Annotated in this window: 10 protein-coding genes; 6 read left to right on the forward strand and 4 right to left on the reverse strand. The window is 68.0% G+C overall.

From position 1 onward, the window contains the following. Positions 1-30 precede the first annotated feature (30 nt). Positions 31-1,101: an alkene reductase gene (locus tag AC1DF4_RS15050; protein WP_476913623.1), complete on the forward strand. Its 1,071-nt coding sequence runs from the start codon at positions 31-33 to the stop codon at positions 1,099-1,101. Positions 1,102-1,284: 183 nt separating this feature from the next. Here the strand turns inward: AC1DF4_RS15050 and AC1DF4_RS15055 are convergent, their stop codons facing one another. Then, positions 1,285-4,917 carry a TM0106 family RecB-like putative nuclease gene (locus AC1DF4_RS15055; RefSeq protein ID WP_476913624.1) on the reverse strand — a complete coding sequence of 1,211 codons (3,633 nt, stop codon included), beginning with the start codon at positions 4,915-4,917 and terminating at the stop codon, positions 1,285-1,287. A gap of 176 nt (positions 4,918-5,093) precedes the next feature. On the opposite strand from AC1DF4_RS15055, the gene AC1DF4_RS15060 reads away from it, so the two are divergent. The 5 genes from AC1DF4_RS15060 (at position 5,094) to AC1DF4_RS15080 (ending at position 11,969) form a co-directional block, all read left to right on the forward strand. Further along, positions 5,094-5,699 carry an SOUL family heme-binding protein gene (locus AC1DF4_RS15060; RefSeq protein WP_476913625.1) on the forward strand — a complete coding sequence of 202 codons (606 nt, stop codon included), beginning with the start codon at positions 5,094-5,096 and terminating at the stop codon, positions 5,697-5,699. Positions 5,700-5,722: 23 nt separating this feature from the next. Beyond that, the gene (locus tag AC1DF4_RS15065) at positions 5,723-8,206 is read left to right on the forward strand and encodes a Tex family protein (RefSeq protein WP_476913626.1); all 2,484 of its coding nucleotides are present in this window, start codon (positions 5,723-5,725) and stop codon (positions 8,204-8,206) included. 224 nt (positions 8,207-8,430) lie between these two features. Then, entirely contained in the window at positions 8,431-9,825 is a 1,395-nt protein-coding gene (locus AC1DF4_RS15070; RefSeq protein WP_476913627.1) for an OFA family MFS transporter, read from the forward strand. A gap of 1 nt (position 9,826) precedes the next feature. Then, positions 9,827-9,970: an MFS transporter small subunit gene (locus tag AC1DF4_RS15075; RefSeq protein ID WP_476913628.1), complete on the forward strand. Its 144-nt coding sequence runs from the start codon at positions 9,827-9,829 to the stop codon at positions 9,968-9,970. A 124-nt stretch (positions 9,971-10,094) separates the two neighbouring features. Next, positions 10,095-11,969, forward strand: coding sequence for a gamma-glutamyltransferase family protein (locus AC1DF4_RS15080; RefSeq protein WP_476913643.1), 1,875 nt, complete (start codon positions 10,095-10,097; stop codon positions 11,967-11,969). 59 nt (positions 11,970-12,028) lie between these two features. On the opposite strand, the gene AC1DF4_RS15085 is transcribed toward AC1DF4_RS15080, so the two are convergent. The 3 genes from AC1DF4_RS15085 to AC1DF4_RS15095 form a co-directional block, all read right to left on the reverse strand. Further along, positions 12,029-12,427 carry a VOC family protein gene (locus AC1DF4_RS15085; protein ID WP_476913629.1) on the reverse strand — a complete coding sequence of 133 codons (399 nt, stop codon included), beginning with the start codon at positions 12,425-12,427 and terminating at the stop codon, positions 12,029-12,031. 88 nt (positions 12,428-12,515) lie between these two features. Further along, positions 12,516-13,634 (reverse strand): alpha/beta hydrolase, encoded by a 1,119-nt coding sequence (locus AC1DF4_RS15090; protein ID WP_476913630.1) that lies wholly within the window; start codon positions 13,632-13,634, stop codon positions 12,516-12,518. Between the two features lie 164 nt (positions 13,635-13,798). Then, a partial coding sequence (locus AC1DF4_RS15095) for an HNH endonuclease (protein WP_476913631.1) occupies positions 13,799-14,041 on the reverse strand: 243 nt, incomplete at its 5' end.

Consider the following 14,041-nt stretch of genomic DNA (forward strand, 5'->3'; position numbering starts at 1 on the left):
ATACAGACAATGTCTTGTGAAAGGAACTGCATGCTGTTTTCTCCGATGACCCTCGGCGAGCTGGAACTGCCCAACCGACTCGTGATGGCGCCGCTGACCCGCGTCCGCTCCGGCAGGGAAGGCATCCCCGGCCCCCTCGTGGTCGAGCACTACCGGCAGCGCGCGTCGCTCGGACTGATCGTCAGCGAGGGCACCTACCCCAGCCGCGCCGGCCAAGGATTCCCGGGCCAGCCCGGCCTGGTGACCGAGGAACAGCTCAAAGGCTGGGCCAACGTCACTTCCGCCGTGCACGCCGAGGGGGGCCGCATCTTCGCCCAGGTCATGCACGCCGGACGCGTCACGCATGAGGACACCAACGGTGGCCACGAAGTGGTCGCACCCAGCGCCATCGCGATCGACGGCCAGACCCGCACGTACGAGGGCAAGAAGCCTTTCCCCGTGCCCCGCGCCCTGTCCACCACTGAGCTTCCGGGCATCGTCCAGGAGTTCGTCACGGCGTCCCTCAACGCGATCGGTGCGGGGTTCGACGGCGTCGAGCTGCACTCCGCTAACGGCTACTTGCTGCACGAATTCCTGGCTCCGTCCTCCAACCAGCGCGACGACGTCTACGGCGGCTCGCCTGCGAACCGGGCACGCTTCGTCATTGAAGTGGCCCAGGCCGTGGCAGACGCCGTCGGCGCGGACCGGGTCGGCATCAGGATCTCGCCGGAACACAACGTCCAGGGAGCTGTTGAGCTCGACGCCGCGGATGTCAACGAGACCTACAAGGTCCTGGTGGATGCCCTCGCGCCCCTGCAGCTCGCCTACCTGAGCGTGCTGCACAAGGACCCCACGAGCGAACTCGTCCAGGACCTGCGCGCCCGCTTCGGCGGAACCTTCCTGCTGAACTCAGGCTTCGGTGTCATCACCACCCGCGAGGAAGCCCAGGCCCTGGTGGCCGATGGCCACGCTGACGCCGTCGTCGTCGGCCGCCCAGCGATCGCAAACCCGGACTTGGTCCGCCGCTGGCGTGAAGGACTCCCGACCAACGAGCCGGACCCGGCCACGTACTACACCGACGACGCCAAGGGCTACACGGACTACCCGGCGTACCAGAACTAGTACCGGCCGCCTCCCGGCCGCACCCGCACCACACACCGCTGGACATGTCCCGCGGGAGCCACGAACAGTGGGCAGAATGCCATTCTGTCCACTGTTCGTGCTTAAGACTGAGCATGTCCCGTGGGTGCGGGTGCCAAGCGTGAGCATGTCCAGTGGTGGAGGCGAAGAATGGGCATGTCCCGCTTAGCTGGCGGCGACGGGCCGCTGGCACAGCCCGATGAACCCGCCCAACTGCTCCAGGCCCTCGGGGTGCGGGGGGAGGTAGTTGGTCAGTTCGGGTGCCCGGACCACGACGGCGCGCCACTGGCCGCGGGAGACCGCCACGTTGATCCGGTTGCGGGAGAGCAGGAACTCCATGCCGCGGGGCGCCTCGGCCACCGCCGAGCACGCCATCGACACAATCACGACGGCGGCTTCCTGGCCCTGGAACTTGTCCACCGTTCCCACCCGGACTCCGGCGAGTCCCGACCCATCGAGCGCATCGCGGACGACGTTGACCTGGGCGTTGTAGGCGGCCACCACCAGGATGTCCGCCACTTCCAGCGGACGCGCACCCTGCTCCGAATGCCAGCTCAAACCCAGATGCCGCTTCACCTGGAGGACGACCTCGTCAGCCTCCTCGGAAGACGACGTGATGTTGCCGCTGTGTTCCACCAGGACGGTCTCGATCCCGGCAGGGACCCCCTCGAGCCGCCGGAGGTCGGCGGCCGGCGCCGATTGCAGCCTGCCCTCATAGGAGAGTTCGGATACGGCCCGGCACAGCTCCGAGGTCATCCGCCACGAGTCGGCCAGGAAATAGCCAAGTTCCGGCGGAAGCGTGGCATGACCGGCGGAAACCCAGCCCAGGGCTGACTCGTCCACGGGTTCGGGATGGGCCCCCTGGCTGACCTGCGGCAGCTGCTGGGGATCGCCGAGCAGCAGCAGCCGGCTGCTGGCCTGGGCCACGGCTAGCGTGTTGGCAAGGGAGAACTGTCCGGCCTCGTCGATCACCAGCAGGTCCAGCGATCCGGCCGGGACGTTGGCCCCGGTCATGGTCCACGCCGTGCCGCCGATGAGCGCGCCGCCGGGCGTGCCCAGCAGCCGCGCCACATCCTTGGCCGAGCGCTGCGCCCATGGGAGGGGCTCCGCGTGCTTCACTTCCTTGGCGACCACGGAAGGATCGACGCCGGCCTTGGTCACGGCCGTCTTGAGCAGGTTCTCCACCACTGCGTGGGATTGGCCGACGACGCCGACCTTCCACCCAAGCGCCACCAGCCGGGCGATGACATGCGACCCCACATGGGTCTTGCCGGTCCCGGGAGGACCTTGGACCGCAACGTAGGAATGGTCCAGGGCCTCGACGGCCGCCGTGATCGCATCGATGAAACGGTCCGGGCCTTCGCCGGGGAGGGGCAGCGGAGCCCCGGAGGCCAGCCGTGGCGGAACCCGGCGGACCAGATCGAGGGCGGGATGGTGCGGGAAGGCGGACCCGGCCCGCAACGCCGCGGTGACTCCCGAGGCCAAGGCCGCCAAGGCGTCCTCGAGGCCCTTGGTCTGGATGGGCTGGTCTTCGGTCAGCGCGACGGGCACCTGGATATACGGCTCGATGGTCTTGCGCAGCTTGTCCCGGATGATGACGGTGTCCCTGCCATCCTCGTGCCCCAGCTCCAGAACCTCGGTGCCGAACCAGCCGTTACGCCCGGTCCCGTTGATACCTGTGCCCTCAAGCCCGGACGGAAGCGGCGGCTCGTACATGCGGAACCACGTGCTGCCCTCACGGAGGTCCGAGCCCGGGCTGACCGTGCCGATCAGCTTCACCCTCCGCTCCGGAAGCTTGGCGCCGTCCTTCCACCAGTCCCCGAGCACCTCCGCGTCCTCAACAAGGAAAACGTTGCGGTCCTGCTGGTGATGCGTGTCCGGGCCGTTCTCGCAACGGTCGAAGTGCGCCCACCAGAAAGCCTTGCGCTCCCGGCGGTGATAGCTGACTGCCGCGGCCAGCATGGACACCGCCTTCCGGTCATCCTCGGACAGCCCGACGCCGGGAGCCGCCAGTTCGGCCAGCGCCACTTCCAGCGGATCCAGGTCAGCGTCACTCGACCCGGTGACGGCGCCTGTTTCCGCACCGGCCGCCGTCGTTGTGGCGGGGGAGGCGCCGCCGCCTAGTCCGACCCCGCCGAGTGGTTTGATCCCTCGCTCCCGGGCCAGCCCCAGGAGCCAGTTCCGGAGCTCCAACGTGGAAAGGCAGTCGTATTCGTTGTAGTCGGAGATCCCGGCGAGGATGCTGGCGGCTTCCTCGGCCCGGCCGTCGTCGCGGGCATCGCAGTAGTGGGCGTAGGCAACCACCGAGGCGCCGGCGTCCTTCACGTCCCCGGAGCGCAGATTCGTCCCCATGTAGAGCGGCTCGAGTTTCTTGATGCTGTAGGAATTCTCGGAGATCCGGATGCTGTTCCGGACGGTCTGGTACAGATCCACCAGGAGCCCGTCCCGCAGCCACTGGTCCACAGTCTCTTCGCCGGCAACGTGCATCACGGAAAGCTTCCGGAGCGCCGTCTTCTCGTAGGCGGCGTAGTGGTAGACGTGCATGTCCGGGTAGTCCTGACGGCGCTTCTGCACATACTCGAGGAAGTCGAGGAACGCCTGTTTCTCCGCCTCCCGGCTGTGCGCCCAGAACGGCCTGAAAACTCCGGCGACGCCGGGACCCGTCGGTGCCTCGATGACGCCGAACAGGTACTCCAGCCCCCAGATTCCGGTCGCGCTTTCCTGCCAAAGAGGGTCGCCCTCGAAGTCGAAAAAGATGTCGCCCTCACTGGGCGGGGGCAGCTCGGCGAGCGAGTTCTCCGGGATCACGCCGAAGCGGATGTTGTGCTCTGCACCGTCCTTGAGGAAGCGAACTTCACCGTCCGCTGCGCCGATGCCGCTCTGCATCCGGGCCTGGTCCTGCAGGCGCAGCATTGAGGCGTTGGGATTGACCAGGGCGGCTTCCGCGAGTTCCCGGACCGTGCGGATGCCGTCGGCGCGGAGTTTCTTGCGCTGGGCCGAGTTCATCCGCGCCACGAGGAGCAGATCATCGGTGGCCACGACCTGCTCCTGGCAGTAATCGCAGCGGCCGCAGGCGGTGATTCCGGCAGCATCCCACTTCACGGGGCCGGGCTGCGCCAGGTGCGAGGAGGTCAACGCCATGAAGCGGTCCCGCCGCTCCCGGAACACCGGCAGGATCTCCGAAAGCTTGTGGTGGCTTCTGACGTAATCGAAGCCGCCGCCCGGGAGCGGAACGGTGGCTCCCAGGATCAGGGTCACCGCAGGGTCCGGCGCAATACCCGCCTTCAACAACTGGTCGCCGTAGGCTCCGAGTTGGAGCAGGGCCGTCACCTTGGCGTGGCGGGCCAGCTTGGTGTCGAACACGGCGTAAGTCCCGTTGGCCTGGCGGACCAGGAAATCGGAGCGGCCATGGAACTGGCCGTCGAAGAAGGCGGCCTGGAACACCACGTCGGCGCCGGAGCGCAGGGCGTCGATGGACTCCCGGTGCTTGGCCAGCAACGTGGCGCGGTCCATGGCCTCGGCCGGCACGACGTCGTACACGCCGCGGCCGGCGGCCGGATCCCAGTGGCCGAACTCCGCGACGAAGCGGTCAAGGACTCTGTGCTCGTGGAGGTCGCCCAAAACGGCGGCGTGCTTGAGCATCTCATCGTCTTCGAAGGCTGCTTTAGGGGAGCGGCCCAGCTTCTCGTCGAGTTTCCGGAGCAGCTGGTACTCACAGCCGGCGGCCGTGACGAGGTCGCTCGCGGAGAAGACCAGGTCCGGTAAGGACCCCGGGCCTTCCGGTTCAAGGAAAAACACTGTGCCCCCGATGATGATGCACTGCCGGATTGAAGGCTGGTCCGCCTTGGACGGATGGTCAGCGCAGCCCGACCGTCTGTACTTCAAGCTATCAAAGCCCTCTGACAAAACCGGCGGGCGCCCTGGGTGGAACGGGCTGGTTCCTGTCGCACGCCCGGCGTATGGTCTGAAAGACGATGACCGAACAGCAGCCCTTCCATCTGGTCCAGCGCTACCCGCATTTCGAGTTGCGCCGCTATCCCGCGCACGTCGTGGCCGAGGTGCAGGTCAACGCGACGTTCGACCGTGCCGGCAATGCAGCCTTCCGCCACCTGTTCAATTACATCAGCGGAAACAACACTGCACGTCAGAAGCTTGCGATGACGGCCCCGGTGATCCAGGAGCCCGCTCCTTCGCAGAAGCTGGCGATGACCGCCCCGGTGCTCCAGAGCGGTCCGCTGCCGGGAAGCGGGGAAACCGCTGATTTTGTGGTTGCCTTTGTGCTCCCCCCAGGCCTGACGGCAGAGACGGCCCCGGTCCCGACAAATCCAGAGGTCAAGATCCGGACCATCCCCGGGTCCCTGACCGCAGCCCTTGGTTTCTCGGGGAGCGGGTCGGGAGCTGCCTTTGAACGGCGCAACGAGGGCCTGCAAGCGGCACTGGTGCTGGCCGGGCTGACAGCCGTGGACCTACCGCGGTTCGCCCGCTTTGATCCTCCGTTCAAACCCTGGTTCCTCCGCCGCAACGAGGTTCTCCAGGACGTGCAGGAGCCTGTCCCGCCTTCGGGCGCGCCGGGCCCCTGACCCCGGTAAGGCAAAATGGCTTGGTGACCCAACTCCCGCAGCGCCCGTCCCCGTCAGCCTCCACACCGTCGCCCAAGACCCAGACTCCCGAGACCCAAGAGTCCGGCATCGCCGCCCAGATCGCCGCCGAACTTGGCGTGCAGGCCTGGCAGGTCAAGGCCGCCGTCGACCTGCTCGACGCCGGCTCCACTGTGCCCTTCATCGCCAGATACCGCAAGGAAGCCACCGGGACGCTCGATGACACCCAGCTCCGCGAGCTCGAGGAGCGGCTGCGCTACCTGCGCGAGCTGGAGGACCGCCGTCGGACCGTCCTCGAAGCGATCGCCGCCCAGGGTGCGCTGACCCCGGAACTGCAGGCGGCGATCGTCGGCGCCGACACGAAGTCCCGGCTGGAAGACATCTACCTCCCGTTCAAGACCAAGCGGCGGACCAAGGCGCAGATCGCCCGCGAGGCCGGGCTGGAGCCGCTCGCCGACGCGCTGTTGAAGCGGCCCGAGCTGGACCCGGAACGCGAAGCGGCCAAGTATCTCAACGCCGAACACGCCATCGGAGACGCCGCCGCGGCCCTTGCGGGCGCGCGCTCCATCCTGGTGGAGCGCGTCGCCCAGGACGCCGACCTGGCCGCCACGCTGCGGGAGCGGCTCTGGACCCAGGGCCGGATGGTCTCCCGCGTCAAGAAGGGAAAAGACGCGGAGGGGCAGAAGTTCAAGGACTATTTCGAGTTCTCGCAGCAGCCGTCGGGGATGCCCTCACACCGCGTCCTGGCCCTGCTGCGCGGCGAAAAGGATGGCGTGCTCGAGCTGGATCTCGCCGAGGCTGAACCGAACGACGACGCCGCCCTCACCGCCGCGCGCGGCCGCTATGAAGCCGCCGTGGCCCGGTTCCTCGGGGTCGCCGACCGCGGCCGGCCCGCCGACGCCTGGCTGCTGCAGACCGCGCAGCTCGCCTGGCGCTCGCGGGTGCTGGCCCGGCTGACCGCGGATCTGCGGAGCCGGATGTTCGCCGCCGCCGAAGACGAGGCCGTGCGGGTCTTCGCCGCCAACCTGAGGGACGTGCTCCTCGCCGCGCCCGCCGGGAACCGCGCCACCCTGGGCTTGGACCCGGGACTGCGCACCGGGGTGAAGGTCGCGGTGGTGGACGGCACCGGCAAGGTGGTGGCGACGGACACCGTCTACCCGCACGCCCCGGCCCGGAAGTGGGACGAGGCGCTGCGGACCCTCGTCACCCTCGCCCGGAAGCACGGCGTCGAACTCGTCGCGATCGGCAACGGCACGGCGTCCCGGGAGACGGACAAACTCGCTGCCGAACTGCTGAAGCAGCTCACCGCCGGCCCGGACCCTGCCAAGGACACCAAGCCGCAGAAGATTGTGGTCTCGGAAGCGGGCGCCTCCGTGTACTCCGCCTCGGCGCTTGCCGCCGCGGAACTGCCCGGCATGGACGTGTCCCTGCGCGGCGCCGTGTCCATCGCCCGGCGCCTGCAGGATCCGCTGGCGGAGCTCGTGAAGATCGAGCCAAAGTCGATCGGCGTCGGGCAGTACCAGCACGACGTCACCGCCGCCAAGCTCGACCGCAGCCTCGATGCGGTGGTCGAGGACTGCGTGAACGCGGTGGGCGTGGACGTGAACACGGCGTCCCCGGCACTGCTGAGCCGTGTGGCCGGCGTCGGGCCGCTGCTGAGCGAGAACATCGTGGCCTACCGGAACGAACACGGCCCGTTCAACAAGCGCAGCGAGCTGAAGAAGGTGCCGCGGCTCGGCGCGAAGGCGTTCGAACAGTGCGCCGGGTTCCTGCGGATCACCGGGGGCGCGGAACCGCTGGATGCCTCCAGCGTGCACCCCGAGGCCTACCCGGTGGCGCGGAAGATCAAGGCCGCCGCCGGCGGGAAGGCGCCGGCCGCGGGAAGCTACGCCGCCCTGAATCCGCAGGACTTCGTGGACGGTTCGTTCGGCCTGCCCACGGTGCAGGACATCATCGCCGAGCTGGAGAAGCCCGGCCGTGACCCGCGTCCGGCCTTCGCGGCGGCGACGTTCTCGGAGGGCATCGAGAAGATCTCCGACCTCAGGCCCGGGATGGTGCTGGAGGGAACCGTGACCAATGTGGCGGCTTTCGGCGCGTTCGTCGACGTCGGGGTTCACCAGGACGGCCTGGTGCACGTCTCCGCGCTGGCGAACCGCTTCGTCTCCGATCCCCGCGACGTGGTCAAGTCCGGCCAGGTGGTGCGGGTCAAGGTGCTGGAGGCCGATCCGGAACGGAAACGCATCTCCCTGACGCTGAGGCTCGACGACGAACCGGCGGCCCCCGAGGCACGCGGGGGCGGCGGCCGCGCGGGTGGCGGGCGTGCGGCACCGCAGGCGCCGGCGAGGCAGCAGTCCGGGCAGAAGCAGCCCGGGAAGCCGGCACCTGAGCGGCGGACACCCGCCAGGCAACCGCAGAAGTCGACGCCTGCCCCGGCGCCGGATAACACAGCGATGGCCGAAGCGCTCCGGAGGGCAGGCCTCGGAAAGTAGCCCGGAGTAGGGGGCGCCCAAAAAGAGCGCCCAAAAGAGGCCGCCGAAAGCAGGTCGCCGAACCCAAAGCGACCGCTCATCGCGCATTTCCTACCGTTCGTCGCAGAAGTAGTACGTTTGCTGTCGATCTGCACCATGATTGCCGGAGGCAACGGCCCAATCGCGGGTCCTTCGCCTCTATGCCGCAGGGACACCGACGTCTTCGACAAGCAAGGGGAGCACTTATGGGCTGGCTGGACCGTGACCGAACGATCGCCCCGCCGGGATTCAACCGGTGGCTGGTGCCGCCCGCAGCGCTCGCCGTGCACTTGTGCATCGGCCAGGCTTACGCCACGAGTGTCTACAAGACAGCGCTGGTGAAGCACTTCGGCGCCAGCCTGACCGAAATCGGTGTGATCTTCTCGATCGCGATCGTGATGCTGGGCCTTTCTGCCGCGATCATGGGCACCTGGGTGGATAAGAACGGTCCCCGCAAGGCGATGTTCACCTCGGCCGTGTTCTGGGCCAGCGGCTTCCTGATCGGCTCGCTCGGGATCTTCAGCGGGCAGTTGTGGCTGGTCTATCTCGGTTACGGCTTCGTCGGCGGCATCGGCCTGGGCATCGGCTACATCTCGCCGGTCTCCACCCTGATCAAGTGGTTCCCCGACCGCCCGGGCCTCGCCACCGGCATGGCCATCATGGGCTTCGGCGGCGGTGCCCTGATTGCCAGCCCCGTCTCCACGGCGCTGCTGAAAATGTACGACCCCAACTCCGGCGCCAAGGGCTGGGTGGCCAGCGGCGACTCCGTCGGCAAGCTCTTCCTGACGCTCGCCGTGGTGTACCTCGCGTACATGCTGTTCGGCGCGTTCACCATCAAGGTCCCGGCCGATGGGTGGAAGCCGGCCGGCTTCGACCCGGCCAGGGTGAAGGCCGCCACGCTCGTCACCACGGATAACGTGTCAGCCCGGAATGCCGTGAAGACCAGGCAGTTCTGGCTCGTCTGGATCGCCCTCTTCTGCAACGTGACAGCAGGCATCGGCATCCTGGAACAGGCCGCACCGATGATCCAGGACTTCTTCCGCCAGTCCGACGGCGTCTCCCTGGTGAGCGCCGCCGTCGCCGCCGGCTTCGTGGGGCTGCTCTCGATCGGCAACATGTCCGGCCGCTTCGCCTGGTCCGCGACGTCGGATGTGACCGGCCGCAAGCGCATCTACATGATGTACCTCGGGGTCGGCGCCGTGCTCTACACGGTGCTGGCGCTGGCCGGCTCCACCAGCACCTTCCTCTACGTGGCGCTCGCGTTCGTCATCATCTCCTTCTACGGCGGCGGCTTCGCGACCGTCCCGGCCTACCTGCGCGACCTGTTCGGCACGTTCCAGGTCGGGGCGATCCACGGCCGGCTCCTGACGGCGTGGTCCGCGGCCGGCATTGCCGGGCCATTGATCGTCAACGCGTTCCTCGACGCCCAGGGCAAGCCCGGCCAGTTGACCGCGGCGTCCTACCAGCCCGCCCTGCTGACCATGGTGGGGCTGCTGGTGATCGGTTTCGTCGCCAACCTGCTGGTCAAACCGGTCGATGCCCGGTTCCACGAACCGCGCCCCGACCGTGTCCGCTCCGAAGAACCTGCCATGGAGGCCTGAGATGAGTACTGCGCAGACAACTGTGAACCCGACACCTGTAAACCCGTCGACCGGGAAGCTGGTGATCGCCTGGGCGCTCGTGGGAGTGCCCCTGGGGTACGGCGTGTACGAGACCCTGACCCGCGTGGCGGCCCTGTTTGGCTGACATCGGCACCGGTTCCCTGGCTTCACCGCGCACCGCCACGGGGGAGTCCGCGCCGGAGTCCCCGGTGGAGTTCACCCGCCCCGATGCTTTCACCACCCGCCCCACGCTCCAGGGCACCTTTGGGATGAGCGCCTCCACACACTGGCTTGCGACGGCGGCCGCCCAGGCCGTGCTGGAACGCGGCGGCAACGCGTTCGACGCCGCAACGGCGGGGGCCTTCGTGCTGCACGTCGTCGAGCCGCACCTGAACGGTCCCGGCGGGGACATGACAGGCGTCTTCGTCACCGCGGCAGAGCCCGGCACGCCTGTGGTCCTCATGGGCCAGGGTCCTGCCCCCGCCGGAGCCACGGTGGAGCACTACCTCGCCGAAGGCCTGGAACTGGTGCCCGGCTCCGGCGCGCTGGCCGCCGCGGTTCCCGCCGCCGTCGACGCCTGGCTCCTGCTGTTGCGTGACCACGGGACCTGGGAACTGGGCGACGTGCTGGAATTCGCGATCGGCTACGCCCGCGACGGGCACCCGATGCTGGGCAGGGTCGGGACGACCATCGCGGCCGTGGCCGAGCTGTTCCAGACGCACTGGCCCACGTCGGCCGAACTGTGGATGCCCGGCGGACGGATCCCGGCCGAGGGGGAGCTGGTCCGGAATCCGGCCTACGCCCGGACGCTGCAGCGGCTGGTCGACGCCGGGGCTGCCGGGTCTGCGGGGTCTTCGGATGCGACTCCCGGCGAGGCCCCGGGCGGGTCCCCGGGGAGCGGCTCCCGCGAGCATGGCCGCGGAGAGCGCTCCGGCAACGGCTCAGGTGGGCACGCCCGCAATGCCCGGATCGACGCCGCTCGCCGGGAATGGCGCGAAGGTTTCGTGGCCAAAGCCATGGTGGAGTCTGTTCAAGCACCGCACCGGCATTCCTCCGGAACGGATCATCGGGGTGTCCTTGAACTGGAGGACCTTGCCGGGTTCGAGGCAGGCTACGAGGCTGCCGCCACAGTGGAGTTCCGGGGGCACACCATCGCGAAGACAGGGCCCTGGGGGCAGGGTCCGGCGCTGCTTCAGACGCTCGCCATCCTCGAGGGGTTCGATGACCGGTATCTGGATCCGTCCACCGAGCGCGGCGTGCACACCATTCTCGAAGCCCAGAAGCTGGCGCTCGCGGACCGGGAAGCGTACTACGGTGACACGGATGTTCCGCTGGAGTATCTCCTCTCCGCTGAGTACTGCGCCGGACGCCGGGCGCTGATCGGGGAGCGGGCATCGCACGACTTCCGGCCCGGCATAGTGCCCGGGTATGAGCCGTATCTGCCGCCTTTGCGGACCCAGTACACACTGCCTGTGCTCGCGGGGGCGGGCTCCGGCTCCGCCGGGGCCGTGGGGCTCGGGGTGGGCGAACCGACCGTGGCGCCGAGTGGGGAGACCCGGGGCGACACCTGCCATATCGACGTCGTGGACCGCTGGGGCAACATGGTCTCGGCCACGCCGTCGGGTGGCTGGCTGCAGTCCTCGCCCACCATCCCGGAACTGGGCTTCTGCCTCGGCACCCGGCTGCAGATGACCTGGCTGGAGCCGGGCACACCCTCGACGCTGACGCCCGGCAAGCGGCCGCGCACGACGCTGACGCCGACCCTCGTGCTGCGGGGCGGCCATGCTTTGACAGCACTCGGTTCGCCGGGCGGGGACCAGCAGGATCAGTGGCAACTGCCGTACCTGCTCCGCACGATCGTTGGCGGCTACTCGCCGCAGCAGGCCATCGACGCACCAACGTTCCATACGACGTCGATGCCTGGATCATTCTGGCCGCGCACCTGGGAGCCCGGCGGCGCCGTCGTCGAGGACCGGCTCGGTGAGGACGTGATTGCGGGACTTGAGCGCCGCGGTCATGTTGTTACCAGGGCGGGCGGCTGGACGCTGGGCCGCCTTTCCGCCGTCGTGCGGGATCCTTCGACGGGGGTTCTGCAGGCCGCGGCTAATCCCCGGGGAGCACAGGGGTACGCCGCGGGACGGTAGCGGCTGGTTCCGAAAGTTGCGCTGGTGCTGCACTGCTGTGTGCGGCGACTCTCAGGAGCTCAGCCGGTGAATTCGTTGAGCGCGATCACGTTGCCTTCGGAGTCTTTCAGGAATGCTGATTTCGCCTGACCGAAGTCCATGACGTCCCCGCTGGCTTTTCCCTCCACTCCGGCGAAGCTGGCAGGGCCGAGCGGCTGGAAAGTGACGCCCCGGGCTTTGAGCGCCTCGACGAGCTCCTCGATGCCGGTGACCATGAAACTGATCATGGGGTACGGCGGTGGAGTGCGGTCGGGCATTTCGCTCAGGGCAACGCTCGAGCCCTCCGCTGCGCCGAAGACCATGGGGTCGTCGGTCGGGCCGGTCAGCAGGTCCAGGCCTAGGACATCACGGTAGAACCTTCGGGCTCGGTCCCCGTCTTGGGCAGGCAGGATCGGGTTGACGTAGAAACGGTTGAGCATGCGGGGCCTCCTCGTTCGCAGTGCGATTGCGGATGCTTCAATCGTGGCAGAGTCCTGCCGTCAGCGGCCGGGTTTTAAGTAGCGGCTGTCAGCCCGCCGCCACAAGCCGGTCCAGAAAGCGGACCGACTCCCCGGTGATCTGATGTTGCGCCCGTTCGCGGGAGATGCCCGGCTCGCCGTCCCCGGGTTGCTCACCGTAGTCTCCGAAGAAGGCGTGGACGCCGCCCTCCACCGTTGCGTAGACGGTGGCCGGCGGGAGCAGGGACTTCGACGCCGTGATCTGGTCCGGAGTGGTGAGTCCGTCATTCGATCCGGAGATGGACAGCGCCGAAAGTTGGCCGGAACCCGTCATGCTGTCCGCGGGGAACGAGGCGAAAAGTAGGAGTCCGGCCACGTCCTGGTTCGATTTTGCGAAGGCGGCTGCGCTCACTCCGCCGAGGGAGTGGCCGCCAACAGCCCAAGTGGTAATCCCGGGATGCCGGTCCATCGCTCCCTGGGCCTGGTTCGTGTCCAGCAGGGCGATGCCCAGCGGTACTTTCAGGATGACGACGAGGTACCCTGCGTTGGCGAGCGGGCCCAGGATGTCCCGATAGGCATGGGCATCAACCCGCGCCCCGGGATAGAAGATGAGGCCCGCGGTGGCCTTCCCTTCCGGGGCGAGGGTGATGGTGGTGGCGTCTTCGATGGTGGTCCCCTTGGTTTGGCCGTCGGCACCGCTGGGCTGGTGGGGGAACGGATTGAGCCATGCGAGCCCCGCGACGAGGCCCAAGGCGGCCAGCCGGGCTCCGAGTCCGCGGACCAGTTGCCAGCGTGAAACACGGCGCCGTGTTTGGTGATGCATTGTCGCGTTCCGCGCCTTGTTCGGGTTCCAGCGTTCGAGCAATGTCGAGCGTCTGACGAGTGCAAACATCCAGAGCAGACCCAGTGCGAGAGCGGCCGCGAGCAGGATAGGCAACGCTGGATGGCCGCCGAGGACGGCGCTGTTGCCGAGCAGCAGCCAGAGCGGAACCACGATCAGCGCGCCAGCAGTGAAGGCGCCGCTCCAATCCAGGAGTGCCGAGCTCAGACCCGCGGGCTCGGTGCCAGCTCGTGTGGGGTGATGGGGCTGGGAGTCGTTTGGGCTGGGGTGCTGCGGCTGAAGCTGCGCTGACTTCAGATCCGCGGCATTCACCGCAGGGACGAAGACTTCAGGCGCGTTGGCTTGCACCGGGGCATTCTGCCGAGAGCTGTCCGTAGTGCTGCCGGGGTCCTCCGGCGTCCCATCCTTCACAATCCGATGTTATCTCCATGATCGAGATAATCGGATCCCTAGATCTGCCAACGACCCCTGTGACCACCGTCTGTTGTGGGCAGCTTCTTCGACAGCCTGGTTCAGGCGGCGTGGCTGAGGTCGGTGGGGTGGAAGTAGTAGTTGCGCCGGGGTTTTTGGCGTGGGTCGATGTGTGGGGGTGGGATGAACCAGGGGATGCCGGTGCGGAGTTGGATGGTCCATTGTTCTTTGTGGATCAGGTGGTGGTGGTGTGAGCAGAGCAGGGTTCCGTTGTCGGTGCCGGTGGTTCCGCCGCGGGACCAGTAGGTGATGTGGTGGGCTTCGCACCAGGGCGCGGGGATCGT

It is taken from the genome of Arthrobacter sp. 05N429 (assembly GCF_056397045.1).

Coding starts and splice junctions, on each gene's coding strand:
- AC1DF4_RS15050 (WP_476913623.1), top strand. CDS start 31: ATGCTGTTTTCTCCGATGACCCTCGGCGAGCTGGAACTGCCCAACCGA.
- AC1DF4_RS15060 (WP_476913625.1), top strand. CDS start 5,094: ATGACCGAACAGCAGCCCTTCCATCTGGTCCAGCGCTACCCGCATTTC.
- AC1DF4_RS15070 (WP_476913627.1), top strand. CDS start 8,431: ATGGGCTGGCTGGACCGTGACCGAACGATCGCCCCGCCGGGATTCAAC.
- AC1DF4_RS15075 (WP_476913628.1), top strand. CDS start 9,827: ATGAGTACTGCGCAGACAACTGTGAACCCGACACCTGTAAACCCGTCG.
- AC1DF4_RS15080 (WP_476913643.1), top strand. CDS start 10,095: ATGAGCGCCTCCACACACTGGCTTGCGACGGCGGCCGCCCAGGCCGTG.
- AC1DF4_RS15085 (WP_476913629.1), bottom strand. CDS start 12,427: ATGCTCAACCGTTTCTACGTCAACCCGATCCTGCCTGCCCAAGACGGG.